Below are 26198 nucleotides of genomic sequence, written 5' to 3'. Positions count from 1 at the left end.
GCATCACCGCCTATTCATGCATCACCTGTGCGGGGCCGCACGCACCGACTGACGCACGATCAGGTCGGCGGACACCAACCCCACGCCATGGTACGAAGCCGGATAACCGGGCTCATCGCCGTCGCCCATCAAAAAAAGCGCCTCCTTCATGGCCATCATGCCCAGATCATCGAAATCCTGACGCACCGTGGTCAGCGGCGGGTACATGTTGCTCATGCCGGGAATGTCGTCGAAACCGGTCACACTCATGTCGTCGGGCACACGCACGCCGTGCTCATGCAGCGCACGGATCACACCGATCGCCATCACGTCGTTCGAGCACACCGCGCATGTGGGCAAGCGGCCGCCGTTCGACCCGATATTGTCGAGAATATGGTTCATGCGGCGGTATGCATCGGCAGATTCCCAGTCGCCGCACTGCACCGTCACCGAATTCATCTTGTTCTCCGCGCACAGCTTGTTCCACGCCAGCAGACGCGTGCGCGCATCGCGCCACTGGCCCGGGCCCGCGAAAAACAGCACATTACGGTGGCCGTATTTACGGATCAGCCGCATCACCGAAGCCATGCCGCCCCACTGATCCACGCCCACAAGCGAAACACGGCGGCGGCCGCGCGCGTCGAGCATGCGCATCCCCTCGCCCACGCTCACGCCGCCGTGCGTGGATGTGATGATCACGCACGGTTGCGGCACCTTCGCACGGCACGCCATCTGGAACATCTCATCGGTGGGGGTCAGGAAAATGAACGCATCCACACCCTGCTGCATGAACATGCCGCACAGGTCATCGAACTCCTGCTGAGTGCACTCCGCCTCATGCACCATCGCCACCGAAACGAACATCGCGTGGGCGCGGGCGACCGCCTCAACCGACGCCAATGCGGTCACCGGGCCGTAAAACCGCTGGCCGCCCGCGATCATGCCGATCGTGCGCGTGCGGTTCGACGCCAGCGAGCGCGCGGAATTACTGGGCCGGTACCCCAATTCCGCGATCGCGCGCTCCACCTTCTCGCGAGTGGCCGGCGAGACATTGGGAGAAGCGTTGATCACACGCGAGACGGTCTGATGACTCACGCCCGCAAGCTTCGCCACTTCAAAAATCGAAGGGCGCTTCGCCCCCTTGCGGTCGACCATCGCCACCTCCTGCAATTGCGCGCACCGGAACGCGCGCTGTATTCAAAACTTCCATGATGTACCTTAACGCATGACCCCGCGGCGGCCGACGGAGTCCGCCCTCCGTCACCCAACTGCGGGGGTGAAGCTCCCCCGAGGCACCAATGCGGCCGAAATCAGCAGATGATGACGGCAGGTGCGATTGCGCGCGATTGCGTCCTTGAGCGTCTCCAACCCCGCATACACCAGCTCGTGCCGGTCGATGTCGAAAGTGGTCAGCGGAGGCGCAGTATACTGCGCGATCGGCAGATTGTTCACGCTGATGACAGCGATATCGTCCGGCACCTTCACCCCTGCGCTCGCGAACGTCTGCAGCACGCCGACCGCCATCGGGTCGGTCGCCACGATGATGGCGTCCGGACGGTCGCCTTCGGGGTGTTCCTCCAGCATGCGCTCGGCCAACGCCCGTCCGTTGTCCACGGTGACCGGCCCATGGGCGTAGACGAGATCGCGATTATCGAGCCCCAGCCGCTCGCTCCAATCGACGAACGCCATCGAGCGGATGTCCTCCTTGTAGCTGTGCAGGCCCATGAGCAGCCCGCGGCCGCCGATGAACCCGATGCGCCGACGCCCCGCATCGATGAAGGCGTCCAACGCGTCCAGCATGCATTGGCTCAGATCAGGTTGGACCGAATCGAACCAGGCCGGAGCCGGATTCGTGTCCATGAACACCCCGTACGGCAACGATTCATGCAACCGCTCCAGGTCCTCGGGCTCGATCAGTCCCGGACCGATTGCGAGGAATCCGTCATAATCATCGGCTCCGGCGACGAGCTGCGCCGCATCCTCGAAGTAGGTGAGCGTCATCCCCTGATTGCGCGCCACCTGCTCCACCTCCTTGCGCAGCGCTTGGAAATACTCGTCTTCGAGTCCTTCCACCTGTGGATGCACGTCAAGCACGGCGATGGTGCGCATCGGCACATTGGCGAACCCCAGTTGGGCCGCCGCCCGCATGATGCGCCGTCGAGTCTCCGGCTTGATCTTGAACGAGGCGTCCCCGTTCAGCACACGGGACACCGTGGCCTGCGACACTCCCGCCAATGCAGCGATCTCCTTACGTGTCGCCATCGTCACCTCACTCCGCTCGGCATCCCTGATTAGTAAACTACTTTACCAATCATAGCGCCTCGGCATCGATGACCGGTGGCGGCTGCGGCCCATGCGTCGCACCCGCCACCGGTCATCGATGCCGGCGCCACCGCACCGATCAGCGGCGGATCACGATCGCGCCGTTGGGTCGCAGCACCGCCGTGGCGCCGTTCGATTCCGCACGGTACATGACCGCCGCCTCGCCGCGCGGCATATCGACGGTGACCGCCTCACGCCGACGGTTGAACACGAATTCGTATGCCCTGCCGTCCGCCTGCGCGCGCGTCACACGCAGCACGTCGCCGTCCGCCGCAGCGGCGTCCGGGAACACGTCCATCGCGGCGAACAGCTGCGGCAGGCTCGCCGCGATGCCGTCCTTGCCGAACCGTCCGCCCACATAGCCCGTCCTGCCGTCGCCATACGGATGGACGGTGATGGCGGGGCGCCCGTCCATGCCGGTCACGGCATCGGCCTCGAAGGTCGCAAGCACCTGCGTGTCGGGGGCGACCGACGTGATGACATCGGCGAGGTCATGCACGACGGCGCCATTGCTGACATCCAGATGGTCGAGCGCACCGGCGAACCGATCGCCCAACGGGCAGTGCTCCTCGACGCGCACGCCGGCCACATCGCCGATGAGTCCGGGCCATCCTCCCAGGAACAGACGATCGTGCTCGTCGGCGATCGCACTGTAATAGGTCACGATCGCCTTGCCGCCCTGCGCCACGAAGTCGCGCAGACGCGAGGCGGTTTCATCGCCGAACAGATAGACGCACGGGATGACGACCACCTCATGCGTGTCCCAATCGCCATGCACCGGCGTCACGTCGGCGCGGATGCCGTATTCCGCGAACGCGCCGAACCAGTCCAAAGGCTCGCTCCACCCCTGCACCGCTTGGTTCGGCACCGTCGCGTGCTCAGCAGCCCATACCGATTCGACGTCGTAGACGATGGCGACCGGCGAATCGGTCACCTTCGATCCGACGACGTCCGCCAGATCGTGCAGATAGGAGCCGAGCTCGCACACATCGCGGTAGATCCGCGAATCCTCGCCTGCGACCGGCAGCATCGCCGAATGGAATTTCTCGGCCCCGGCGCGCGATTGCCGCCACTGGAAGTAGCAGATCGCATCCGCGCCCATCGCCAGATGGAGCAGCGAATCGCGCACCAGCTGTCCCGGCTCCTTGCGCGGGTTGAGCCCGCGCCAATTGACGGCGGACGTGGACTGCTCCATCAGGAACCACGGTTCCTTGCGTGAGATGCCGTCCACGTGCGACGACGAATACGCCATCTCGTCGAGATGCCATGAGCCCGGCGTGAAGTAATGGTCGTTCGAGACGAAATCGACTTCGCGGCCCCAATCGTCATAGTCCATCGTGCTCTGCGACGAGTTGACCATGAAGTTCGTCGTGATCGGGATGTCCGGCGTGATCGAAGCCAGCACGTCGCGCTCGGCGCGGAAGAACTCCTTGAGCGCGTCCGAGCTGAAGCGCTTGTAGTCGAGCAGACGCCCCGGATTCGTGAAGTTGCCGTCGCCGATGTAGCGCGGCGGCAGGATCTCGTCGAACCCGTTGAGGCGCTGCGACCAGAAGTTCGCGCCCCATGCCTCGTTGACCCGCTCGATCGCGCCGTACTTCGCGCGGCACCAATCCTGAAACGCGCGCATCGCGTCATCCGAATAGTCGAAACGGTTATGGCAGCCGTACTCGTTGCTCACATGCCAGGAGACGATGGCGGGGTTGTCGCGGTAATGGTCGGCCATCTGCCGGCACAGACGCAGCGCATACTCGCGGAACACCGGGCTCGTCGGGCGCCAGTGCTGGCGCGCGCCGGGCCAGACGACGTCGCCGCGCTCGTCGCGAGGCAGCACTTCGGGATGCTTGGCGGTCAGCCACATCGGCGGCGAGGCCGTGCCCGACGCCAAATCGACGGCGATGCCGGCCGCATAGAGCTTCGCGATGATGCGATCGAGCCAGTCGAAGGTGAAGACGCCGTCCTCGGGCTCGATGTTGGCCCACGAGAAGATCGCCAGCGAAACGATGTTGACGCCGGCCTGCGTCATCAGGCGCACATCCTCGTCCCAGTATTCCTCCGGCCACTGGTCGGGATTGTAGTCGGCGCCGTACCAGATCCGTACGTCGTCGCCGGGCAGTGGCTGCGGCCAACGATGGACGCGGCGCGGCTTGGTGGCGATCGGGCTTTCGCATGCGGTCATGATTGTTCCTTTCTGATCGGTATCGGATATCGGACGTCAGGCGTTGACGTCGCCGTTCTCGGCGAATTCGGCCTCGAGCCGCTCGACGATCTCCCCATGCTTCTTCTCGTCGATGCGGACGGTGAGCAGGAAGACGAGCAGGCTGAGCACAATGCCCACGGACGGGATGATGTACGCCCAGGTCGTGAAGGTATGGATGTTCGAGGGGGTCATGTCCGAGGCGGACACGGTGCCGACCATGCCGGCGGCGACGGCCACGAAGCCGACGATGCCGTTGGAGCATGCGCCCGCGATCTTATCGAGCATCGGACGCACGCTCAAGGTGACCGCCTCGTTGCGGCGGCCGGTCTTGAGCTGGCCGTATTCGATGGAATCGGTCATCGTCAGAATCGCGGTCATCTGGATGGTCTGCTGGGGCAGATAGAACAGGCACAGCGCGACGAGCACGACCGCAAGGTTGCGCGGCGCCATGATGAACATCGCATACGCGGCGATCATCAGCGCCATGCCGGCGGCATACAGCCAGCGGCGGGGAATGCGCCGGTTCAGGATCGGATAGAGCGGCGTCGTGACAAGACCGGTGACGACCGGGATGACGCCGGCGATCGCGAAGCGCTCGGGAGTGCCGAGCACATAGGTGAACTGGTAGAACAGCACGCCGGTCGTGGCGACATTGGCGACGGCGTACAGCAGGTAGCTCAGCGCGGTCCACAGCAGCTGGTCGTTGCGCCCGATGGCCTTGAACGCGTCAAGCGGACCGCAATGCTCCTCCTTCGTACGCAGGTTGCTTGAGCTTTCGCGGGTGCCGAACGCGACGGACCAGGCGGTGAGCAGACCGAGCACGGCGATGATGACGGCGAAGGCGGTCCATCCGGACTGTCCCTGCACGTGCTCGCCGGTGAACCGGTAGGTGAAGTAGCTGACGATCGGAATGACGATGACGGTGACGCCGTTGTAGCCGATCGAGCCGGTCAGCGAGCCGAGCGACGTGTACACCGCGCGCTCATGCGAGTTGCTGGACAGCGCCGGAATCATGCCCCAGTAGGAGATGTCACGCGCCGAATAGAAGACGTCGAGCGTGACGAAGGTGATGATGAACAGCGTGATGAACCATGTGGTGTTCACGTTGACGAGTCCGAACAGACCGCTGAAGACCACGACGAGCAGCACGGACGGCACGATGCCGCCGATGAACTGCCAGACACGGAAACGGCCCCACTTCGTGCGCGTGTTGTCGACGATGTTGCCGATGATCGGGTCGAGGAAGATCTCCGCGATGCGGATGACGACGACCAACGACGTGATCAGCGCGATCATGCGGGCCGCGACGCCCTTGTCCACGCGCACGAACAGCGCGGTCGTGACGTAGGTCATGAAGAAGGTGCTCATCGCGTTGTAGAACGCGGACTGGCCGAGGTTGCCGAGGGCGAAGCAGATCTTCTGGCGGCGCGCGCGGCGCCGCTGCGCTCGCGCCTGCGGACCGGTTCCCATCGCGCTGTGCATGGCGCTCCCCTTGATGGACGTTGCTGACATTGCCGGCGGCTTCGGCGCCGTCTCGCTGGATGCACTCATCATGTTGTTCTCTCCATTGCGATATCGACGTTATGTCTGGCGTGAGCCGTGGCGTCATTCCTGATGTCATGCCCGATGCCGTTCTGGGTGGTTGGCGTGATCGGCACTGCGCTGCACCGGTCATGTCACGTACTCTACCATTTACCAACTTTACTAAACAAATTTAGGCGTGTCGGAAAATCATTGCCTCGCCGGTGCAAAACCACAGCCGCTCAGAGACACGGCGCGCACGAGCATGCCGATCGCCGAAGGAGGCCCACGAGTCCGGTCGCGCCGGACCCCGCAACACCGTTTCAGTAACCAACGACCGCCTGCCATACGGAATGAAGGCATCACACGCCGCCCCCTGTGGCAGGCAAGTACGTTCACCGCACCGCGGCATATGGCCTTGAGGCACGCCCATACGGCAACGCGCAGGCGCCGATTGCGCACGGTGAACAATCCATCGATCCCAAAGATTCTATGATTTACCGTAACGCACGAACCGCAACGACCAGAGGAGACACGATGACCGAGCACACCGAAGAGACGACCGCGAACAGCACATGGAGCCGCATGCTCGCCGGCAACCGGCGCTTCGCGGAAGGCAACGCCACGCATCCGTGGCAGGACAAGCAGACGCGCGAATCGCTCATCGACGCGCAGAATCCGGACGCGGCGGTGCTCAGCTGCTCGGATTCGCGCGTGCCGCCGGAGATCATCTTCGACGCCGGTCTGGGCGACATGTTCACGGTGCGCACGGCCGGGCAGATCATCGACGACGCCGTGCTGCAGTCGCTTGAATACGCGGTCGGCGCGATGCATGTGAGCCTGCTCGTCGTGCTCGGCCATCAGCATTGCGCCGCCGTCGAGCAGGGCGTCAAGGAACTCGACGCACTGGTGAAGAAGCTGTCCAAGGAGGACAAGCACGAATCGCCGGCCGTGCGCGAACAGCTGATGGAGGACCTCGACGAGATCATCCTCTCGTCCGATTCGCAGTTCCTCAAGAACGTGGGCCTGTCCGTCTGGCAGGCGCGAATGGCCGGCCTCGACTCGAACGAGGATTACGAGCAGGTCAACATCGCGCGCACGATCGAACATCTGGTGACGCATTCGGAGATCATCCGCGATGCGCTCGCCCATGAGCGGCTGATGATCGTGGGCGCCCGCTACCGCCTGGATTCCGGTCTGGTGGAGGTGCTCAGCTTCTGAGCGCCGAGATCAGCCGCCAATCGGCTGTATCGGCGATTTTGGGGTGGGTCATCTCGGAGACGATGCCCCTAAACGTGCCGTTCTTATCACTTTTGTTCGCATATGGTGGGTTTAGAGGCAGTTGGAGAAGGGGCCTCATGGATGACGCACCCCAAAATCGCAAATAGGGTCCGGACGGATGCTCACAGCCAGCGTTTCCAAGCAGCTTCCGGAGCACGGCGGCCATCGGCGAGCTGTTCCACGGCCAATGGAGCACGCACACGGACCTTCCGCCCCAATCGGATGCCGATATGTTGTGCGACGCGCATCGCCAACGCATGCCGATCACCTTCGGTACGCATATCAGCGGCGGTGACCTGGATGACATCCCAGCCTAGTTCGTCAAGGATCCGGCGGCGTTCCACATCTGCCTCCCACTGATCAGCATGAAACCGGCCATCGTATTCGACGGCGATCTTCAGTTCCGGATATGCCATATCCAGATACAGCATCCGTCCGGTAATCGGATGCACCACAGGATGGTTCACATTCGGAACACCAAGGCCGTATTGATCGAGCGTGACGCGCACGCGGCTCTCCATCGATGAATCCGTATTTTCGCGAATCAGCTTCAGGGCTTTGCAGCATGCCCGGAATCCCTTGACTTTGGTCCTTTTGCATCGTTCCCGCAATTGGTCAAGATACTGCTCGAATCCAGCGATCGATGTACGTTTGAGCGCGGCATCGCGCCGCATCATGCTGTCACCTAGCACCACCAATTCCAACATGCTCAGCACCGGTGCCATCATCACCCACGTGCATTCGGCCGTCGTACAACACACCGCATCCGCCACCACCTGTGTTTGGATCAATCCGCTCCATTGCACATCATGGATACCGGCAAGCGCATGATGCGCATTCTGACCTGCGACCACCCGTTCCGGGCGCATATCCCCATCACTTCCCGAACAACGCATCAAACGGGGCAACTCGACTTCCAACAACCCCAACGCCGTCATCCGGCAGAAAACCGGAGGAAACCGGAGCTTCGACTGCGCCTCAACGCATCTGCGCAACATTGCGTCGCGCACCTCCCGCAATTGCTTGGCTTGATTCGATTCGGTCATACCGGCAACCCAAGCATGCCATTCGGCCCAATGCCACCAATGGCGGTAAATCTGTGGAAATGTGGATAACTGAACCATTTCCCACAGTGTTCCACAACCGTTTTATGACCGCTTCGGTTCTCGCCGTCACTCCTTCAAGGCCGGTCATCGTAACACTTCAAGGCGCTCGGCCGTATCTGCGATTTTGGGGTGGGTCCTCCGTGAGACATCTCCCCAAACACCCGCTAAACCCACCATATACGAACAAAAGCGATAAAGATGGCACATCTAGGGGCCCGGTCTCTCGGATGACCCACCCCAAAATCGCAGATAGGCTTTTGCCGCCCGATTGCCCTGCCGGTGACATACGCTTGAGTCATGTCTTTAGGTTTGAACATTCTGCTCATCTTCGTCTTCCTGCTGCTCGGCGCCGTCTTCGCTGGCACCGAGCTCGCGCTCGTCTCGCTGCGCGGCTCGCAGATCGACCAGATGGAGCAGGAGGACGCGCGTGGCGCCCGCGTCGCGAAGATCGCGCGCGACCCGAACACGTTCCTTTCGACCGTGCAGATCGGCGTGACGCTTTCCGGCTTCCTGTCCGCATCCTTCGGCGAGTCGTCGATCTCCCCGTTCATCGTGCCGGTCGTAGAGAGCTGGGGCGTGCCCGGCAATGTGGCCGCGCCGCTCACGACGATCGCGCTCACGCTCATCATCTCCTACTGCTCGATCGTCATCTCCGAAATGGTGCCGAAACGCATCGCGATGCAGCGCAACGAGCAGATCGCCCGCGCCGTCGTCCCCGCGATCTCCGCGTTCGCGAAGGTATGCAAGCCGATCATCTGGCTCATCGGCAAGAACACGAACGGCATCGTCCGCCTGCTCGGCTTCGACCCGAATGAAACCGAATCGGAAGTCTCCGACGAGGAGCTGCGCGTCCTCGTCAGCTCGAACTCGAACCTATCGAACGACGAACGCACGATCCTCGACGACGTCTTCGACGCGTCCGAGAAGATCGTCGCCGAGGTCATGCGCCCACGCGCCGACGTCGCGTTCCTCAACGCGGACATGCCGCTCGCCGAGGCCGCCGCCTTCGTCCGCGACATGCCGTATTCCCGCTACCCCGTCTCCGGCAAGGACTTTGACGACATCCTCGGCTTCGTCCATGTGCGCGATCTGCTCGACGTGCAGAATCCGGACGGCATGACCGTCGCCGACGTGACGCGCGAGGGCATCGCGCTGCCCGGCACGTCGAAACTGCTGCCGAGTCTGGCGCTGCTGCGCAAACGCGGCATCCATCTGGCCACCGTCATCGACGAATACGGCGGCACCGACGGCATCGTCACGCTCGAGGACATGACCGAGGAGCTCGTCGGCGACATCCGCGACGAGTACGACCTTCCCGAGGACCACGCAAAGACCGGCGGCAACGGCACCGTGTTCGTCAACGGCGTCGCCACAGTGGATGGCAGCATGACGATCGAGGATTTCGCCGATCTCACCGGCATCGAACTGAGCGACGGCCCCTACGAGACGGTCGCAGGATACTTCCTCGCGCACACCGGCAAAATGGGCGAGGTCGGAGACACCTACACCTCCGAGGACGGCGGCTATACGATGACCGTCACGAAGATCGACGGCCGCAGGATCGAAACGATCGAAGTGCGCAAACAGGACGATCAGGAATCCGCAGCGACCGAAGAGGACGAGGGGAACAGAGGTTAGGCCGACAGCTCACGTCCAGCCAACACACTGCAACGGCACGTAAGCTCGGAACTAGAATACTCATCAATCATCAGAAAGGAACGAACAATGGCACTGTCATTCATCATCCCGGGCCTCGACGAGGCCTCCTCGGAGAAGATCATCGGCATCCTGCAGGAGCGGCTGAGCCAGGAGCAGGAGGCAGCGCTCGTGCTCAAGCATGCGCATTGGAACGTCGCCGGCCCGAACTTCATCGCCGTCCACGAGATGCTTGACCCGCAGGTCGACGAAGTGCTCGCGATGGCCGACGAGACGGCGGAACGCATCGCCGCGCTCGGCGGTTCGCCCTCCGGCCGCCCCGACGACATCGTGCGCTACCGCACCTGGGACAAGTTCGAACTCGACGGCCGCCAGAACACGCTCGACTATCTGCGCGCGCTCGACAAGTACTACGACTCGTTCATCAAGGCCGACCGCACCGCCGTCGCCGAACTCGACGACCTCGACTTCGTGAGCAGCAACATCATCCAGGACCATGTACAGAAGCTCGAGCAGTTCCAGTGGTTCATGCGCTCGTTCCTCATCGACTGATCCATCGGTTCAGACGGCGGGGATGCGATGTTTCACATGGAACATCGCAATAGACGCCACCGGTGAATGGGTGCGGCCCGGACGTCTTCCCATGAAGACGTCCGGGCCGCACCCATTCACCCTGAACTCAGGCCATCCAAGCCAAACGAACGCGACGCGTCCGGGTGGTAACGGCTCAGTCGAAACTCAACGGAAGGTCGGAGCCGCCCATTCGGTGCCGGGTTCGCCGATGCCGAGGCTTTCACGATGGTAGTCCTGCTTGCCAGTCAGCAGCTCGGCCGCGAACTTGGCCACGGCCTCGCGGGTGATCTGCGCGTCCTTGAACGGTTCGCCCTTGCGCGTCACATCCACGTCGATCTTGGCCGGGTTGTCGTACAGCCACGTCGTGCGCAGGATCACATAGTCGAGATCGGAGTTCTCGATCGCGTTGACGGTGTCGACGTAGTTGGTCTTCCACACCAGGCCGGTGTGCTCACGGTACCACGCCTGGAACGTGCCGGCCACCTCCTGATAGACGTCCGGCACGGACATCGCGATGAAGCGCTTGACGCCGGTCTCATCGAGATCCTTGATGAGCGGCACCATGATGTCCGGCGTCGCCACATAGGCGAGGAACACGCCGTCGGAGCCGCGCACCGCGTCCTTGACCGCTGACGAGTCCTTCAGATCGCCGTCGACGAAGCGCACGCGCGGACCGGCGAACGCGCTCAGACGTTCGGCGGCGTCATGCCCGAACAGCACGAGGTCCGCATCACCGTGCTCAAGCAGATACTGCGTGGTCATACGGCCGATCCGGCCGGTCGCCGCAAGAATCGTATATGTTGCCATAGTTGTTGTTGATCCGTCCTTCCGAAAACAATCACAGTTTTTCGTGCGCCCGCGCATCCGCGCGGGCGCACCGTTCACGAACGCAACGCGCGCAGGCTCTGTCCGAAGATGTTCACAATGGCCGTCGGGTCGCGGTGGTCGAAGAACTGGCTCTCGTGCTTGTCGAGGTCGGCGATCGTCGTCATATCCTCGCCGTTGAGCTCGAAGTCGAAGACGTCGAAGTTCTCCTCCATGCGCTCCTTGTGCACCGACTTCGGAATCGCGACGATGCCGCGCTGCAGCAGCCAGCGCAGGATCACCTGGCCGTTTGACTTGCCGTACTTCGCGCCGATCTGCGCGATCGTCGGATCGGTGAAGATGTGATGCTTGCCCTCGGCGAACGGCGCCCAGGCCTCGACCTGCACATCCTGCTCCTGCGCGAAACGCACCTCATCCTTCTGCTGATGCCACGGGGAGACCTCGATCTGGTTGATGGCGGGCTTCACGTTGCTCATCAGCTCGAGGTTGATCAGCTGGTCCGGCGCGAAGTTGGAGACGCCGATCGAGCGGATCTTGCCGGCCTGCTGCGCCTCCTCAAGCGCGCGCCACGCACCGGCAACGTCGCCGTACGGCTGATGCAGCAGATACAGGTCGAGGTAGTCGAGACCGATCTTGCGCAGCGAATCGTCGATGCCCTGCTTCGCCTTCTCGTAGGTGAAGTGGTCGACCCACAGCTTGGAGGTCACGAAGATGTCCTCGCGCGCCACCGGGCTCTTCGCGATCGCCGCACCGACCGCCTCCTCGTTCATATATGCGGCCGCCGTGTCGATCAGCCGGTAGCCGGTCGCGAGCGCGTCGGAGACCGCCTGCTCGCACACCGCGAGGTCCGGCACCTGGAACACGCCGAAGCCGAGCTGCGGCATCGTGTTGCCATCATTCAACGTCACATACTGCATGATCGTTCCCCATTTCGCCTTATGTTGTCTTATGCGGATCCGTCGTCCGTTTCCGCGTTCACCCAGCATCGTAAAGCCCTCGTTCCGCGAAGTACAATGCCTATCATTGATGCTGTTATGCGTCCGGTGCATAGTGCGTCCGGCGCCTGCGGAAAAGGACCGGGGAGGCGCCGACGATTCCTCAGGGAGGCGGCGATCATGATCGAAATGGAGGCATTGCGCGAACTCGTCGCGTTCCACCGCTATGGCACATTGAGCGCAGCCGCCGACGAACTGCGCATCACGCAGCCGACGATGACGCGCGCGATGCGCAAGCTCGAGCGCGACCTCGGCGTCACGTTGTTCGACCGCAGCGCCAGGAACCGGTTGTCATTGACGCCGACCGGCGAGCTTGCCGCCGAAGAGGCGTCGCGGCTGCTCGACGACTATGCGCGTTTCGTCGAGACGGTCCGCAGCGACGCGCGCCTGCGCAACGAAATCGTCGTCGCGTCGGTCGCACCGGGTCCGCTGCATTTCCTTGCCTCCCTTGAACACAGCGGCGACACCGCCGCAGCTGGCGCAACCGGCGCGGCCGACGCTGCAACCGATCCCCCTGCCGCGCACATCACGATCCGCTACGACCTGATCGATCCAGAGGCGGCGCTCGACGAACTGCTGCAGCGCAAAGCGACGCTTGTCTTCACCGACCGCGAGATTGACGATCCGCGCGTCGAATCGCTGTATCTGGGCCGTGAATTCCTCGGCGTCGCCATCGACAACTTCAATCCGCTCGCGCAACACCCGAGCGTCACCTTCGCCGATCTCTCCGGCATGAGCTTCATCGTCGCCTCCGATATCGGCCCATGGCGCACGCTCATCGAGCAGCGCATCCCCGGGGCGCGGTTCCTGTATCAGCAGAATCTGAGTTCGCTTGAGCAGATCAGCCGCTATTCGGCGTTCCCGTTCTTCTACTCCAACCTCACGCGTTCGTCACCCGGCGTCGATGAACGGTTCGTCGCGCACACGCGCACTCCGGTGGCGATCGACGATCCCGCCAACCGCATCGATTGCTATGCGACCTTCCTGACCGACGACCGCCACGTCGCGCTGCCGATTCAGCAACGGATGGCGCTCCGCTGGCCCCACGGGTAGCGTGCCGAGCCGCCTCCGCAGGCGCTACAGCAGCAGTTCGTCGTGCGTGTTCACCGAGACGAACGTGATCCGCCCGGCGCCGTCCCGCGTGAAGTGCAGCCTGTACTGGCCGTGCACGTTGCAGCGTTGGATCGTGTTGCCATAACCGTCCTTGCGACCCGGGTTGTCCCCTCCCCTGCCCGTGCGCAGCTGGTGCTGCCGCAGGCCGTTGAGCGTCTCCTTGCCGGCGAGCACGAGCAGCATCGTGCGGATCAGCGACCATCGCGACATGTCCCCGTGCTCGCATTCCTCCAACGAATCGAAGAACCCGCCCGCATACGACCATTGCGCCAATGGCCGCCGACTGCGATCCTCGACCGTGAACTGCAGCAGCGATTGCGCTTTCAACTGCCAGTCGAGCTCCTCGCGAACCGAGGCGAACCGTCCGCTGAACGCCGCAAGCGGGTTGTTCTCCTCGATCGTCTTTTCGCAGGCGCGGTTGCGGCGTGCCAGCTCGGCGTTCTCATCCCGCAGCCGTTCGTTGTCGCGCGTCAGCGCCGCGTTATCGTTCTGCGCCTCCGTCAGCTGCCGATGCATTGTGCGCAGCGTGGCTCGTGCCGATTCCACTGTCCCGGCTGAGTCAAGCAGCGTTTCGATCGCCACATCGGCGAGACTGGTGCGCGCATAGGCGCGTGTCAGATATGCCAACGCGTCCGCCGCGTCCAGCCATACGGGTCCTTCCGGCAGCAGACTCGGCGGCTCGACGATCGTGTCCGTCGCGTCCGGCAATGTGAACAGCCAGTCGTCGGCGTCACATGCCACGACGCGCAGCGCAATCGTTGTTTCACGTGAAAACACCTGCCGCAGATCCAGATCCGCGTTCACCGCCGTGCCGGCGAACAGATCCGCGCCGCGCACCTCGACCTCGACCGTCGGATACAGCATGACCTTGAGCATATCCGCACACACATACGTGACGAGCCCCGCGACGACGGCTTCCGGCCCGTACGCGCGCAACGCGTCGGCGGCGTCGACCCAATCGGGAACGATCTCGAATCCGTCCGCGCCAACGGCGCAGCCGCGCACATGCTGCCCTTTGCGCAGCAGCGCGCCGACCGGCAGCGATTCCGGGAATGCCGACGGCGTCCCAAGCGTCGCCTTGCGCGGCATCGGCTCGTCGTCCATCCTCACATACGCCGTGTCATCGATGATCATTTCGACGACGCCGGCAGTGATGTCGTCGCGTCGATCGCACATGACGTCGGCGACGTCGTCGTCCCCGTCAGTGTCATCGTCGACGCCCGCGCCGATGCTGTAGCCATCCGCATACGCCGTGTCCCACACTTCCTCGGCGAGTTCGGCGACGACACGGGCGCCGTCTTCGCGACCAGACACATGAAACAGCCGTGAATACGTGCGGTCGGAGCCGTTGCGCGGCGGGAAGAATCGGCATGCGCCGCAATAAGCGAGCGCCCATTGCGGCAGATGTTCACGCAGCCATTGTTCGGTCCGTTGATCGGCGATTTCGAAGACGATGGCGGCATCCTCGATCTCGTCAAGCAACGCGGACACGTCCAGGTACGGCCGCGTATCCTCGGGCGCAAGCGATACGAGGATGCACGGGTATTCGCGTCGCGACGACATGATGGCGTCGCGGCACAGCGGAGCGTGCGCGAGATCGATATGGAACGAACGCCGGGGACCACGCACATCCGCGAGACTCGGCTCCTCGGATGGCTTGCCGACACGGTTTTTCGACGACTGCGGATTCGACGCAGGAGGCGACGCGGCGGATCGTGCGACGCACACGGCGCTCGGCTTGCGTGCGGCGGAGACGAGCGCGTTCAGTTTGTCGTCGATGCGCGCCAGAAACTCTGTTTTGGACAACGACGGCAGCATGCAGGGAACGAGCCGATAATCGTCATGCCACCGGTCGCCGGGAGGGAAGATGCGCGCCGCGCCGCGGTAGGGATTGACGTCGCCGAGCTGATTGCGCGCCGATTGCTGCACGGCGTTATCGAGCAGCACCGTCACCGCGCGCGATCCGACGGTCGCCCGCACCCGGTCGAGAGGGACATACGATCGGCCTCGCGCATCCTGCGACAGCAGCACGCAGGGGACGTCGCGCGTCGACCTGCGCAGCCAGCTGACGAATTCGAGCAGCGCAAAGGAATCGTCGATGGTTGTGCCGTCATAGGCACGATATGCATCCTTCATGTCGGCTCCTTCACCCCGCCACGTCCCCGTTGGTGGTTCAAGCATAGCAGGGCGACGACGGACATAATGGGACGCGTTCCAAAAACAATGGCTCCAATATTGAACATCGTCGGCGTGCCACGACGTCGGTCGCCTACACTGTAGGCAACCGACGAAGAAGGCGAGCGAGGGGCGATATGGATACCGCATGGCAATGCATTCCGATGGCGCGCACGCGCATCGTCACCGCGGAGGATGTGGTGCTTGAATTCCAGAGCGATCTCCCATCCAACGTGCGCTTCCGTTGCCCGTCATGCGACCAGCCCGTGCATCTCAACCGCGGCAACATCGAGTATTCAGCCGATGCAGGAACCTCGCGGCAACGTGCACATGCAGGTTCGTCGAGGCGCCTTCATGACGCTCCCCGCAGAACAGTGCGCGCGCATTTCAAGCACACGAAGAACAATCCGGTCGCGAAACTATGCGAGCGCTATCAGGCGACCATCGGCGCGCATACACCTTCGATTCCTCCCGCGCTGCCGATGTTCCTGCGCAGGGACCGCGGAACCGTCAACCGTGCAGCTGCACCGAACACGCCATGTACGACCATGTTCCATCTGGAGCTGTCGGTCCGTCGGCGTTCGCTCGGATGCGATCTCATCGGCGGACTGCGCAACGATCATGCCATGTTGATCGTCGACCACGATTCCCATGATCTTGCCGACCTTGTGGCCAACCGTCGCCGTACCGTCCGTCTGGAGGATCCCGCATTCCAGCTGCGTGCGCGCATCGCCGTTCCGGAACGCTGGCAGCGCAATGTAGGCGTTCCCGAAGACGGCGAGCGCGTGTTCCTCTTCACCGCCGAATTCGGCCCGAACGGCGGCCGTCGTCTCGCCGCCGGAACGTCACTGCACACCAACTTCGACTATTACGCGGTCGTGCGCCCGCGCGAGCTGCATGTGCTGCGGACTTGTTTCGACATCGCCGACGCCGTCGGCACATTGCCGTCGTCGCATGGCGATCTGCTCGTCGTACGTATCGTCACGTTGGCGAATTCGCCACAACGTGAGCAGGCCAATTTCTGGCTTGCCGATCATGGTTTCCGATTGACGAGCCTTGATCTGGACGCCGTCCCCATCTGGCCGCCGCAGCTGCATGCCAACGGCATTGACGAACCGTTGTTCGCCAAGAGTTTCCAGATCTATCAGACGCCGTTCGCAACCCATGACGATGTGCAGACATCCGACGTAATCGTCTTCCCGCCATTGCATTGCGCTCTCCCCGATCCCCGCCGTGCGGGACTGCTGGGGTTCACGCAGATCGGACGCCGCTGCACGCATATCGAAGGCACCTGCTGCTTCCTGCGCGCGAACAGCCATCTGCCGTGGAGCGCCTACGCGTTGTCACGCGCATATCCCGAGGGTCTCGAGCTGGCGGATCCTCCCGACTTGCGGCCCACCGAGCCTCCCGCAATCGTCGATGCCGCCACGCCATCCGCGTCGTCACCATTACGACGGGCGCAGCGGCAGCGAGTCAACAGACACTACGACGTGACGCAGATGCGAGAGGGACTGCCGACCCGGCACGGCAAGTCGTACGGTGTCACCGTCGCCCGTATCCGTTCCGCACACCGATAACGACCATCTACAACCGAGGGGGTATTACCATGGCACCATCATTCGACGAACGCCGACGTTCCTGGGGAGTTTATGTCTGGAACAGCAACGGGGATGGCGATGGCCAGTTCGTGCGCATCCTCGATTATGCGACCGACGAGGCAGGTCACGGACGATACGAATGGGTGATGCATGAACGCTGGTGGGAGCGCACCACCACTCCGAACGCCGACGATCCCAAAACCTTTTACAATCCCAACTTCCGTCGCGATATGGAAGACAGCCCCTCCGATTTCCGTTTCCTACAATGGACACCGCGTTTCGATCGCCCTGATCGGCCAACAGTGAATCTCTTCCAAGGCGGCCTGCGCACCACCGAACCCCCGCTGTATGAGATCATCGATACTCCGGCACAGAGCGCACAGGAGCTCCCCCATGTACTCGCACGCGGTTTTCGATATTCAGGGCATCCCACGGAGAAAGTGCTGCTGCTCTTCGCCGGAAGCGGTGACACCTCGGATGCAGCCGTGCTCAAACGCGAAATGGTCACGATACACAACGGAATGCTCACGCTGAGCGAAGGGGCTCCGCACACCGTCCCATGCGTCACGCTGAAGAACAGAAGCATTCGCATCATCCATGGCCGATACGGAAACGAGCAACGCTACGTCTACGATCAGCTGACACTGCCGACATCGAACTCCGCCGTGCTGATCAAGCCGATGCATGAACTGGCGCAGGCGTACATGCAGTGGTACATCCGCAAGGAACGACTGAGGAACAGCAACGAGTACATGCGCAACGCAGGCGCCATTCTGGAACAAGCGTTCAGCAAACCGGAGAATCTGAACGAATATCTGAACGTCACTCCTTCATCGCAGGATCTCCGCCGGCTCCAGACTGCGCTCAAGGCGACGATCCGCAGCAACACCGACGACATAGCGACGATCATCTACGACCTGCTCAAGCAGGACGAGGACGTGATGACGGCGTTCAGGCAGCAGGCCACCGTCGCGCTCAAAGACGAGTTCAACGCGCACAAGCACAAACTGCGCGTGCAGCTCGACGATCTGCGGAAACAGCGGGAACAGCAGACCAGGACCGTGCAGCAGCTGACGAAGCAGGTGGAGGAACTCGGCGAACAGCTTCGGCAGAAGCAGCGCGCGATACGCGACGCACAGGCGGAACTGGAACTGCAGGAGGAGGCGCAGCAGCAATCGCTGCAGGAACTCGAAGAGAATGTGGCGCTCAAACTCGGCCTGCGGCAGATCATCCAGCACAACGACGCCATGCTGCAGCAGCTGGCGGCGCAGCGCGCGGCATCGCCGGACGCGGATAAACGACTACACAGCGCGCCGATGATGACGCAGACGCCGGCACATCCGGCCGACGACGTGAGGCATGCGCTCGCGCAGAACATGCAGATGTTGGGCTGCGCGTTCACGGCGGAAAACGTCCGGAACAACGGTCGGCTGACCGATTTTGCGACGCAGCTGTGCAGAACGCTGCATGCAACGCGGCTGCTGGCCATCGATGCCGTCCATGTGCCGGCTGTGGCGAATGCGCTTGCGTTCGCGCTCGCCGGCGTCCCCGCGCAGCATATGGGCGTTCCCGTCGATTTCAGTGATTTTGCGACACTGGAAGCCTTCCTGAAAGAGCACGTTTCGCCGGTGATTGTATTGGACAATGTCTTCGACACCGTCAACGAGAGTCTGCTGTTCGCGCTGAACCGATGCGATCTGGGCGATGCAATCGTCGTACTGCCGGTCGGCAGCTTCGGCAATCTGCACCTGGTGGCGCCGGAGGTCTGGCAGCGGGTGTTCTTCGTGCCGACCGCGGGCATGATCGATTTTCCCGTCTCGCACACGCCCACCTTGTACAAGGCGGCGCAGCCGTTCACACGCGAGGACGCGGACATGGACATGGTGATCGCGCAGCTGTCCACGCTGCGACCGACCGCAAGCCTGACCTCTACGGCGATGGTGACGCCCGCCACGATCATGGCGTTCGGCCATGGCACCACCGCCGCGAGGGAATGGGTCATGCCGCATCTGTGCGTGGAGATGTATGCGTACAACGGCTTCGACGCGGCGGACGCGCTGTGCCAGCATCCGTCCAACGCCGCCATCGCGAGCAAACTCACCGCGCTGATCAACAGGATCGATCATGGCTCTCCGGCTTGTTGACATGATGGCCCGCGATCTGGGCGTGACGCGGAAGCCGGGCGATGATGCGCAAGGCCATATGTTCACCGTGCGCACGACGTTCACGGCGTTGCGATTCTGGATGCAGGCTTGCTGCATCGACGACGGCTACGGCGGCTCGCTGGGCATCACGCAGACCTCGGTGGAGCACAAGGCGACGGACTGGATCGCGCAGATGAACGCCGTGTATCCATGGTTGAAGGATGCATTCGACCCGACGATGCTGCACCGGTACTGTTCGGCGCTGGTCGGCGTCGGCGACCTGGTGCGGACCGACGAAGGCACGTTGCGCTGCACCAAGCCGCACAATCTTGCGGTGCCGTATGGAGCACCGCACGGAGTGCACGCAGATGGCACCGCCATCACCGCGCAGCTGGGATTGCGCGACCTGAGCGTGCAGGATTGGCGCGGTTGCGTGCTCTCCGGCGCCGTGGTGTTCGCCGGCATGCCCGAGCATGACGGCGTGGTCAGATTCGAGCCGGAGGCGATTGACCCAAGGCTCCCCTACCGCGATGACCTGCTGTTCCTGGCGACGTGGCTCGGCGGATGAGAACAACCGCCCCAGGAATCGACGCTGCTTCTTTGTCCATCCGAATATCATCACTGCCGGCGCAGCGACGCTGCGTAGTCATCAAGCACGTCGAGGATGCCACGATGCTCCCACACGACATTACGCTTGGCGGTGTTACGCGCAACGAGCACGTCGGCATCGGCGAGCGCACGCAATGCACGTTCGGCCTGCGGCTTGGATAATCCGACGGCAGAGCGCAAATACCGGGAGTTGATCACCGGCTGCGCGATCAGATGCGGCAGCACCTTCCACACAGCCGCATCCCTACGCGTGCCTCGCAAGGCGGTTTTGGCGGCCTCGATTTGCCCGTCGAGGCGATCGATCAGATCAATGCCGCTCTGCGCGGCGAAAAGGCTCGCCTCAGCGAACACTGCAATCACAGGAGCCGCATTCCCCGCACGGAATGCGGTAAGGGCATCAAAATAGGTGTTGGTAGCACGGAGAAGGCCGGCGGAAACCGGCGGCACCACATGCGCGGCGAGGCCCTTGCTGCGCAGCACGGCGTGGATGAGCGCACGGCCCGTTCGACCGTTGCCGTCGGTAAATGGGTGAATCGTCTCGAATTGCGCATGGGCCAAGGCGGCCTGCGCAAGCACGGGAATGTCGTCGCGCAGAAGGAATGCGAGCAGATCGTCAATCGCCAGCTGTACCAGATCCGGTTGCGGAGCCACGAACGAAGCACCTCGCGGCGAATGCGAACTGGTCCCCACCCACACGAGCTGCTCACGGAACCTACCGGCGTATTCGTCCCAGCCGGGTTGTGCGCTGAGCAATGCCTTATGCATGCGCAGCAAATTCCCCTGCGTCATGTTTCCGCTGAATTCCAACGCCGATTCCATCGCCCGCACATTACCTATGACGATCTGTGCATTCTGGCTGTCTCCCTCATCAAGGAGCTCCAATGCCAGATTCTTCGCACCGACGGTAAGATGCTCGATCTGCGAGGATGACGTAGCTTCCGTGCGCAGCAGGCCCGCACTCATCGGGCCGAGGGACTGCACTTGTTCGCCAAGTTTCCACAGTGCATAGGCATCGAATCTAGCCAACGCCTGACTCGCCGCGTCGATCGCAGTGCCCAACGCTGACGGCAGATTGACATCCAGATCGCACAACGTAATGGGAACGGCCAATTCGTATGGACCGTTGCCCTTCATGCGCTGCGACCGGGAGACATACGCGTCATCGGCGATATGCCATACGTGCGCCTCATGGCCAAGTGCGGGGATATGCCATTCGACCATGACCGGCACCCTTTCTGCGCTCGATATGTGTAGCTATGGATAATCATGGCTACACATAATCGGATATCTGTAGCCATGGCACAACTTAGCTACAGATATCGTATCGGCGGATGCACAGGTTGTTGCGGACCCAGCGCCTTTCCGCAACTGATCTCCTCCCGGAGACGACCGACGACCGGCATGTCATCAGTACAGCGGAAACGCCATCAGGCCAGGCTGGACGAGGCACCTCCCACCATACGTCGTTATACTTTTTTATACTTTTTATATTCTTTATACTTTCGGAAGAGGTCCCCTGAAGGCGAATCCGTTCAAACCCACAGCAGGCATGACGCCGCCCGTACTGATTGACAGAGAGGACGACCTCGAGGAATTCGAGATGGCGCTCGACAATGGCGTGGGCATACTCCAGAGATAACGACAGCATCACGATGGAGACAGCCGAAAAAGGGATTCGGCGAGCACAGCGCGGACTGGGCGACATGGTGCACGCTCCGGAAATCGACGGACTTAGCTCGATGCAGAAGGAGTATCTGCTCGCCATGGCCCAGGACGACGGGCCATCGTCCACCAGGGAGATCGCCAAGCGCCTCGAACGAAACGCCGGCTACGCAAACGTGTACCGCACGCAACTGATCAAGGAGGACGTCATCTACTCGCCCGCATGGGGGCAAGTGGATTTCAAACCGCCTTACATGTGCGACTATCTACGCGAACACGGCGCCTACCACTTCCTGCACAGCAGCATGGAATGATTGGGCCGGCCGGTGACGACGATGGCATCTCAGATCGACGAAGAGCCGTTCGACAGGATCTCGGTGCGCTAACTGCATCCAAGCAACCGATTGTCGATTTTTAGCAAACGCGTGGCAGGAACAGCGCGCAAATATAACGAAGAAACCCAAATCGTCAAACAAACTTGACAGTAAAGCTTGCTTGACATATGCTTGACTCACCTATCCTCACACCAACATGAACATGGAGGCTATGTCATGAATGAGAAAACAACTCAGAAACAGTACCGGTTCGGACGCATCAAGCCGAACGGAACGCCGGCGTTGCGACTGGCGGCCCCCATCGGACTGGCGGTCGCGATCGGCATGGGTGTCGCGCTGCGGTTCGCTTTCCCTCATCCGCATGATGGCGCGCGCGCATGGGTCGGCATCACAGTTGCGTGCGCATGCCTTGCGCCAGTGATGATCGCACTCAGTTGGACGCTGCTCGTCGACCGGTCGACGATTCCGGGCGCTATTGCACACCCTGAACATAATGTGGAAACCAGCTGGTATGACCAAGCCGCAAAAGACAGCTTCCATCTGCTCCTCGCCGGCACAGGAATCGGCGCCGCAATCGCAGGCTTCTGTTCGTCGCCGACAGTGTCATGGACACTTGCCGCCGTTTGCGTTTTCACCGCCGTGATGTTCGGCATAAGCTACCTCATCCACAAGGTCAGCGACCGATGAAGAACCGACTGGCAGAGCTGCGACACGAACGGCAGTGGTCGCAGGAGAAACTCGGCACGATACTCGGAGTGAGTCGCCAGACAATCATCTCGATAGAAAAAGGCCGATTCGACCCATCACTGCCACTCGCATTCCAGATCGCCAACGTTTTCGGCCTGACGATCGAGGACATCTTCACACCGGAGGAGAAATGACGGCATCCGGCCATGTCCCAGGATGACGCACCATCATCCGCCGGGAAGATCACCAAGCGCCTTACACGAAACGCCGGCTACGCAAACGTGTACCGCACGCAACTGATCAAGGAGGACGCCATCTACTTCGCCCGCATGGGAGTCAAGAGGATTGCAAGCCGCCCTGCATGCGCGACCCTATCGTCACTCTCCATAGGCGATAAGCGCGCTATAACAGATGCCAGCGAAGGGCAACTCGGAGGAGGACATATATGGCACAACGACTATCCAGAGTCATCACGATAGGTGCGCTCATCGTCACCTGCACGCTGGCGTCGGCCTGCGGGAGCGCAATAGGGGGCGCAGACGAAGACAGGTCGGCGAGGCAGTCAACGCCAAGCATCACCCCATACATCAGCGCAATCGACAAGGATGGCGACGGCATCGACGACCAAAGCGACATTCTGCAGAACGCACGCGCCTACATCGCCACAAAACCGGCATACAAAAGCGAGTATTACGCGACCGGCTACCCGAACGACGGGTACGGTGTGTGCACCGACGTCGTAGGCGCCGCACTGCGTGGAGCAGGCTACGATCTGATGACACTCGTGCATGAAGACATACTCGCCCATCCCGAGCGGTACGCGATCGACACGCCTGACGCCAACATCGACTTCCGCCGTGTCCCCGTACTCAACGCGTACTTCGCCGCGCATGCGATCAACCTCACGACAGACACCACCGACGTCGGCGCTTGGCAGGGCGGAGACATCGTCGTCTACAGCAACCACATCGGCATCGCCTCCGACACACGCAACGCAGACGGATTGCCCTTGCTCATCCACCACGTAAGCGCGAAACAAAAGCAGTACGAGGAGGATGTGCTCGGCACATTTCCGCAGGAGCTGGTCGGGCACTACCGGGTCAGTTGAGCGCAGAGGGGGGGCTAAACATTACGCTTCTGCATGCTGCACACTCTTGGGCAGTCTCCTCCCGGTGCATATTCGCAATAGCGAGCGCGCACCGCGAAGTATGCAGGGTAAAGCGTGGAAAGAAATGCTGCGAAAAAGTACGTGTAGGAGTATATCCGCCCGGTATTCCAGAACGGTTCCGGAAACAGGGGGCGGCCATAGGCCCAATCAGGCAGTACACAAAGCACGAGCGCGGACAGCCCCACGAGCAGCGCGGAAGTGATGACAATCGTGGTGCGACGGGAGCCAGCGGATTCGCGGGTGTCGAGGCAGGCAAGCAGAAGACGGTAGAGGCAATAGACGAAGACGAGCCAAAGCAGGATCGACCCGCCACAGAAGACGAGCGAGCGCTCAATTTCCCCACGGGTGGTGGGACACGGGTCCATAAATGAGCAGCCCGGCGGAATATCGGGGGCGTTATCAGTGACCGCCCACCACATGAAAAACGCCAGGAAGAGTACCACCGGAGCGTCAAGCAGAAAGATGACGCCAAGGACCCACGTGATCCAAGCCGGAGGCCGGCGGAAAGGAGATGGGAGCACCGCGTCAGTGACTGAGGATGTGCGCGAAGATGCGTCTGAATATGGTTGCTGCATCAGTGTTTCCTCCCCTTGAGCCCAATAGACACGGATGGAATCATATACAGTGGGGCGCACACGTTTATGAAGCACATCTCGGCATTTTTGGGTGTATCCCGCGAGACCACGGAGGCGTCTCGACGCAAAAAGGCTTCTATCTTGCCATCTTTGAGTACCTCGAACACCCAAAGATGACGAGATAGAAGTGCAAAATGGCGCAAACGAAATTATTTCTTGATTACCTTCATCGCCGCTGACACGACCTTTGGGCCGTACTTCACAGCGATACCTCCTACTGTCGCAGCAGCGGCGAGGATCGCCGCTCGATGGCCCTCCACCTTAGCCTCACAATGCTTACAGATACCTTTCGTGTTGGCGGATTCCAATCGCTTCCCGCATTTGGAGCATTGCGGCTGTTTGTCGCCGGATTCGTTGGAATCGCTGGATTCAGCCTGCTTACGCGTATCACGCTTCCTGATTTTCATATGTTTCCTTGCTCGTGACGGCTCCGTCTTCATCTGATACCGTTACCGATTCTATCTGGGGCACGATGTCGGCGGTAATCGCTTCTTGTTTCCACGTAGCGGTGCTGGACACCAGCTCCTGGAATTGGTCAATGACTGCCTCTCCCCCAGCCTCATTGGCAAGATAGCTGTTGATCGACAACAACGTGTCGGGATTATCGAGCTGCTGGGCGTGCACGAAGTCGGTGAACTGCACCAGGCTCTGCTCGGCCGCGTCGTACTGATTCAATTCAACGTGGCCTTCGCATTCGATGCGGACCATATTGGCGATGGATACGAGATCCTGCATCGCCTCCATCGCAAGACGCTCATTCTCCCCCGTAATTGTGCGCTTGGCTTTTCGCGCCTTTTCCGCAGCGCCGGTTTTCGTTCCAACAGCCACCCCAAGCGTGAGGCTACGCTGCGCAAAGTTGCGCATGAGTGTGCATTTCGCATCAGTCGCCGTGGCCATCGCGAGGCGCAGGTAGTCATTGCGGGCGCGACCGCGTGGGATCATGTGCGCTTGCGCCCATTTGTCCCACGCGCTATCCGCAATGGCCAACCGGTCATTCTGCAAATCGACCTGTAGGCTCTGGATGGATTCCTTCAGTCCTTTGATTTCTTCGAGTACGGCAGTGATGGCAACCTGTGTTTGAAGATGCTGCAGGGATTGCAACATATCCGGACTGAGATCGACTTCCTTGAGCCTGAATTGTTTGGCGAAACTACCATCCAGATTATATGCCGTAGGAAGTATCCCACTGCCATCCTTGGCTTCCTTGAGTACGATCTTGCCTTCGTCGATGAGCCGCGCATAGTATTCTGAAATATCGGCGACCCACTGCTTATTCGGTTCATGAGAAGCCTGCTGCTGCACCCATTCCGCCAATGCGGGCAGCAGAGTGACGACCTGTTTCCAATTGCCGAATATGTTCCAAATACCCGCGTTATTCTCAGGCGACACATCCATCAATTCGACATTGGCGCGCTCCGCCATCGGATCCCAACGTTCGACCGCCATCTTGAACGTCGGTACAATCTCGTGAGTGATCTGCTCACTAATGGGGCGCGTGGGATCATCGCCCGCGTACCCGCACTCCACGCACGAACGCGCCCTACTCGAAATCTGGGTGCCGCACTCAGGACACATGATCATGCTCATCGCTTCTTCTCCTTGTGTTCCCGCCAGTAT

The 26198-nt window shown here is 61.6% G+C and carries 23 protein-coding genes; 11 read left to right on the top strand and 12 right to left on the bottom strand.

The features are described from left to right. Positions 1-21: 21 nt before the first annotated feature. From D2E22_RS02700 to D2E22_RS02685, 4 genes are all read right to left on the bottom strand, one after another. A complete protein-coding gene (locus D2E22_RS02700; RefSeq protein ID WP_126031598.1) occupies positions 22-1134 on the bottom strand; it encodes a LacI family DNA-binding transcriptional regulator in 1113 nt (370 codons plus the stop codon). A 105-nt stretch (positions 1135-1239) separates the two neighbouring features. Further along, positions 1240-2241: a LacI family DNA-binding transcriptional regulator gene (locus D2E22_RS02695; RefSeq protein ID WP_126031597.1), complete on the bottom strand. Its 1002-nt coding sequence runs from the start codon at positions 2239-2241 to the stop codon at positions 1240-1242. 139 nt (positions 2242-2380) lie between these two features. Further along, complete coding sequence (locus D2E22_RS02690; protein WP_126031596.1) at positions 2381-4477, bottom strand: beta-galactosidase; 2097 nt, start codon at positions 4475-4477, stop codon at positions 2381-2383. 36 nt (positions 4478-4513) lie between these two features. Next, the gene (locus tag D2E22_RS02685) at positions 4514-5980 is read right to left on the bottom strand and encodes a glycoside-pentoside-hexuronide (GPH):cation symporter (RefSeq protein ID WP_126031841.1); all 1467 of its coding nucleotides are present in this window, start codon (positions 5978-5980) and stop codon (positions 4514-4516) included. 576 nt (positions 5981-6556) lie between these two features. Here D2E22_RS02685 and D2E22_RS02680 point away from each other — a divergent pair. Then, complete coding sequence (locus D2E22_RS02680) at positions 6557-7240, top strand: carbonic anhydrase (RefSeq protein WP_241218139.1); 684 nt, start codon at positions 6557-6559, stop codon at positions 7238-7240. A gap of 182 nt (positions 7241-7422) precedes the next feature. On the opposite strand, the gene D2E22_RS02675 is transcribed toward D2E22_RS02680, so the two are convergent. After that, a complete protein-coding gene (locus D2E22_RS02675; RefSeq protein ID WP_126031595.1) occupies positions 7423-8424 on the bottom strand; it encodes a DUF559 domain-containing protein in 1002 nt (333 codons plus the stop codon). Positions 8425-8703: 279 nt separating this feature from the next. Between D2E22_RS02675 and D2E22_RS02670 the strand changes: the two genes are divergently transcribed. Further along, positions 8704-10044 (top strand): hemolysin family protein, encoded by a 1341-nt coding sequence (locus tag D2E22_RS02670; RefSeq protein WP_126031594.1) that lies wholly within the window; start codon positions 8704-8706, stop codon positions 10042-10044. An 87-nt stretch (positions 10045-10131) separates the two neighbouring features. Then, complete coding sequence (locus tag D2E22_RS02665) at positions 10132-10614, top strand: Dps family protein (RefSeq protein ID WP_126031593.1); 483 nt, start codon at positions 10132-10134, stop codon at positions 10612-10614. A 186-nt stretch (positions 10615-10800) separates the two neighbouring features. Here D2E22_RS02665 and D2E22_RS02660 read toward each other — a convergent pair whose 3' ends face one another. Together D2E22_RS02660 and D2E22_RS02655 are read right to left on the bottom strand one after the other, a co-directional pair. Then, positions 10801-11442, bottom strand: coding sequence for an NAD(P)H-binding protein (locus D2E22_RS02660; protein WP_126031592.1), 642 nt, complete (start codon positions 11440-11442; stop codon positions 10801-10803). A 74-nt stretch (positions 11443-11516) separates the two neighbouring features. After that, positions 11517-12377: an aldo/keto reductase gene (locus tag D2E22_RS02655; RefSeq protein WP_126031591.1), complete on the bottom strand. Its 861-nt coding sequence runs from the start codon at positions 12375-12377 to the stop codon at positions 11517-11519. A gap of 198 nt (positions 12378-12575) precedes the next feature. Between D2E22_RS02655 and D2E22_RS02650 the strand changes: the two genes are divergently transcribed. Continuing rightward, positions 12576-13508, top strand: coding sequence for a LysR family transcriptional regulator (locus tag D2E22_RS02650; RefSeq protein WP_126031590.1), 933 nt, complete (start codon positions 12576-12578; stop codon positions 13506-13508). A 24-nt stretch (positions 13509-13532) separates the two neighbouring features. Here D2E22_RS02650 and D2E22_RS02645 read toward each other — a convergent pair whose 3' ends face one another. Continuing rightward, positions 13533-15704, bottom strand: coding sequence for a hypothetical protein (locus tag D2E22_RS02645; protein WP_126031589.1), 2172 nt, complete (start codon positions 15702-15704; stop codon positions 13533-13535). A 413-nt stretch (positions 15705-16117) separates the two neighbouring features. Between D2E22_RS02645 and D2E22_RS02640 the strand changes: the two genes are divergently transcribed. Genes D2E22_RS02640 through D2E22_RS02630 form a run of 3 tightly spaced genes read left to right on the top strand, consistent with a single transcriptional unit; the run spans position 16118 to position 20053 of the window. After that, positions 16118-17320, top strand: coding sequence for a hypothetical protein (locus tag D2E22_RS02640; protein ID WP_241218138.1), 1203 nt, complete (start codon positions 16118-16120; stop codon positions 17318-17320). Between the two features lie 29 nt (positions 17321-17349). Then, a complete protein-coding gene (locus tag D2E22_RS02635) occupies positions 17350-19485 on the top strand; it encodes a hypothetical protein (RefSeq protein ID WP_126031587.1) in 2136 nt (711 codons plus the stop codon). Continuing rightward, positions 19466-20053, top strand: coding sequence for a hypothetical protein (locus tag D2E22_RS02630; RefSeq protein WP_126031586.1), 588 nt, complete (start codon positions 19466-19468; stop codon positions 20051-20053). The genes D2E22_RS02635 and D2E22_RS02630 overlap by 20 nt, the downstream gene beginning before the upstream one ends. Positions 20054-20103: 50 nt before the next feature. Here D2E22_RS02630 and D2E22_RS10845 read toward each other — a convergent pair whose 3' ends face one another. Beyond that, positions 20104-21315, bottom strand: coding sequence for a Fic family protein (locus D2E22_RS10845; RefSeq protein WP_126031585.1), 1212 nt, complete (start codon positions 21313-21315; stop codon positions 20104-20106). Between the two features lie 392 nt (positions 21316-21707). Between D2E22_RS10845 and D2E22_RS02620 the strand changes: the two genes are divergently transcribed. From D2E22_RS02620 to D2E22_RS02605, 4 genes are all read left to right on the top strand, one after another. Next, a complete protein-coding gene (locus D2E22_RS02620; RefSeq protein WP_164518392.1) occupies positions 21708-22070 on the top strand; it encodes a hypothetical protein in 363 nt (120 codons plus the stop codon). Between the two features lie 237 nt (positions 22071-22307). Next, the gene (locus D2E22_RS02615; RefSeq protein ID WP_126031583.1) at positions 22308-22778 is read left to right on the top strand and encodes a hypothetical protein; all 471 of its coding nucleotides are present in this window, start codon (positions 22308-22310) and stop codon (positions 22776-22778) included. Next, entirely contained in the window at positions 22775-22972 is a 198-nt protein-coding gene (locus D2E22_RS02610) for a helix-turn-helix transcriptional regulator (RefSeq protein ID WP_126031582.1), read from the top strand. The genes D2E22_RS02615 and D2E22_RS02610 overlap by 4 nt, the downstream gene beginning before the upstream one ends. 251 nt (positions 22973-23223) lie before the next feature. Then, complete coding sequence (locus D2E22_RS02605) at positions 23224-23886, top strand: DUF1287 domain-containing protein (protein ID WP_126031581.1); 663 nt, start codon at positions 23224-23226, stop codon at positions 23884-23886. Positions 23887-23900: 14 nt separating this feature from the next. On the opposite strand, the gene D2E22_RS02600 is transcribed toward D2E22_RS02605, so the two are convergent. From D2E22_RS02600 to D2E22_RS02590, 3 genes are all read right to left on the bottom strand, one after another. Beyond that, the gene (locus D2E22_RS02600) at positions 23901-24521 is read right to left on the bottom strand and encodes a hypothetical protein (protein WP_126031580.1); all 621 of its coding nucleotides are present in this window, start codon (positions 24519-24521) and stop codon (positions 23901-23903) included. Positions 24522-24730: 209 nt separating this feature from the next. Beyond that, positions 24731-24988, bottom strand: coding sequence for a hypothetical protein (locus D2E22_RS02595; protein WP_126031579.1), 258 nt, complete (start codon positions 24986-24988; stop codon positions 24731-24733). Further along, on the bottom strand, positions 24969-26168 hold the full coding sequence (locus D2E22_RS02590) for a zinc ribbon domain-containing protein (protein ID WP_126031578.1): 1200 nt from the start codon (positions 26166-26168) through the stop codon (positions 24969-24971). Before D2E22_RS02590 ends, D2E22_RS02595 begins: the two co-directional genes overlap by 20 nt. Positions 26169-26198 lie beyond the last annotated feature (30 nt).

It is taken from the genome of Bifidobacterium castoris, from assembly GCF_003952025.1.
In the GTDB taxonomy this organism is placed as follows: Bacteria; Actinomycetota; Actinomycetes; order Actinomycetales; family Bifidobacteriaceae; genus Bifidobacterium; species Bifidobacterium castoris.
Note: the sequence above shows the minus strand (reverse complement) of the source record. Positions and strands in the feature narration are given on the sequence as shown.

Bases quoted from the DNA above. Each gene is read 5' to 3' on its own strand.
- D2E22_RS02700 (WP_126031598.1), bottom strand. From the start codon at position 1,134: ATGGTCGACCGCAAGGGGGCGAAGCGCCCTTCGATTTTTGAAGTGGCG.
- D2E22_RS02695 (WP_126031597.1), bottom strand. From the start codon at position 2,241: ATGGCGACACGTAAGGAGATCGCTGCATTGGCGGGAGTGTCGCAGGCC.
- D2E22_RS02690 (WP_126031596.1), bottom strand. From the start codon at position 4,477: ATGACCGCATGCGAAAGCCCGATCGCCACCAAGCCGCGCCGCGTCCAT.
- D2E22_RS02685 (WP_126031841.1), bottom strand. From the start codon at position 5,980: ATGCACAGCGCGATGGGAACCGGTCCGCAGGCGCGAGCGCAGCGGCGC.
- D2E22_RS02680 (WP_241218139.1), top strand. From the start codon at position 6,557: ATGACCGAGCACACCGAAGAGACGACCGCGAACAGCACATGGAGCCGC.
- D2E22_RS02675 (WP_126031595.1), bottom strand. From the start codon at position 8,424: ATGGTTCAGTTATCCACATTTCCACAGATTTACCGCCATTGGTGGCAT.
- D2E22_RS02670 (WP_126031594.1), top strand. From the start codon at position 8,704: ATGTCTTTAGGTTTGAACATTCTGCTCATCTTCGTCTTCCTGCTGCTC.
- D2E22_RS02665 (WP_126031593.1), top strand. From the start codon at position 10,132: ATGGCACTGTCATTCATCATCCCGGGCCTCGACGAGGCCTCCTCGGAG.
- D2E22_RS02660 (WP_126031592.1), bottom strand. From the start codon at position 11,442: ATGGCAACATATACGATTCTTGCGGCGACCGGCCGGATCGGCCGTATG.
- D2E22_RS02655 (WP_126031591.1), bottom strand. From the start codon at position 12,377: ATGCAGTATGTGACGTTGAATGATGGCAACACGATGCCGCAGCTCGGC.
- D2E22_RS02650 (WP_126031590.1), top strand. From the start codon at position 12,576: ATGATCGAAATGGAGGCATTGCGCGAACTCGTCGCGTTCCACCGCTAT.
- D2E22_RS02645 (WP_126031589.1), bottom strand. From the start codon at position 15,704: ATGAAGGATGCATATCGTGCCTATGACGGCACAACCATCGACGATTCC.
- D2E22_RS02635 (WP_126031587.1), top strand. From the start codon at position 17,350: ATGGCACCATCATTCGACGAACGCCGACGTTCCTGGGGAGTTTATGTC.
- D2E22_RS02630 (WP_126031586.1), top strand. From the start codon at position 19,466: ATGGCTCTCCGGCTTGTTGACATGATGGCCCGCGATCTGGGCGTGACG.
- D2E22_RS10845 (WP_126031585.1), bottom strand. From the start codon at position 21,315: ATGGTCGAATGGCATATCCCCGCACTTGGCCATGAGGCGCACGTATGG.
- D2E22_RS02620 (WP_164518392.1), top strand. From the start codon at position 21,708: ATGGCGTGGGCATACTCCAGAGATAACGACAGCATCACGATGGAGACA.
- D2E22_RS02615 (WP_126031583.1), top strand. From the start codon at position 22,308: ATGAATGAGAAAACAACTCAGAAACAGTACCGGTTCGGACGCATCAAG.
- D2E22_RS02610 (WP_126031582.1), top strand. From the start codon at position 22,775: ATGAAGAACCGACTGGCAGAGCTGCGACACGAACGGCAGTGGTCGCAG.
- D2E22_RS02605 (WP_126031581.1), top strand. From the start codon at position 23,224: ATGGCACAACGACTATCCAGAGTCATCACGATAGGTGCGCTCATCGTC.
- D2E22_RS02600 (WP_126031580.1), bottom strand. From the start codon at position 24,521: ATGCAGCAACCATATTCAGACGCATCTTCGCGCACATCCTCAGTCACT.
- D2E22_RS02595 (WP_126031579.1), bottom strand. From the start codon at position 24,988: ATGAAAATCAGGAAGCGTGATACGCGTAAGCAGGCTGAATCCAGCGAT.
- D2E22_RS02590 (WP_126031578.1), bottom strand. From the start codon at position 26,168: ATGAGCATGATCATGTGTCCTGAGTGCGGCACCCAGATTTCGAGTAGG.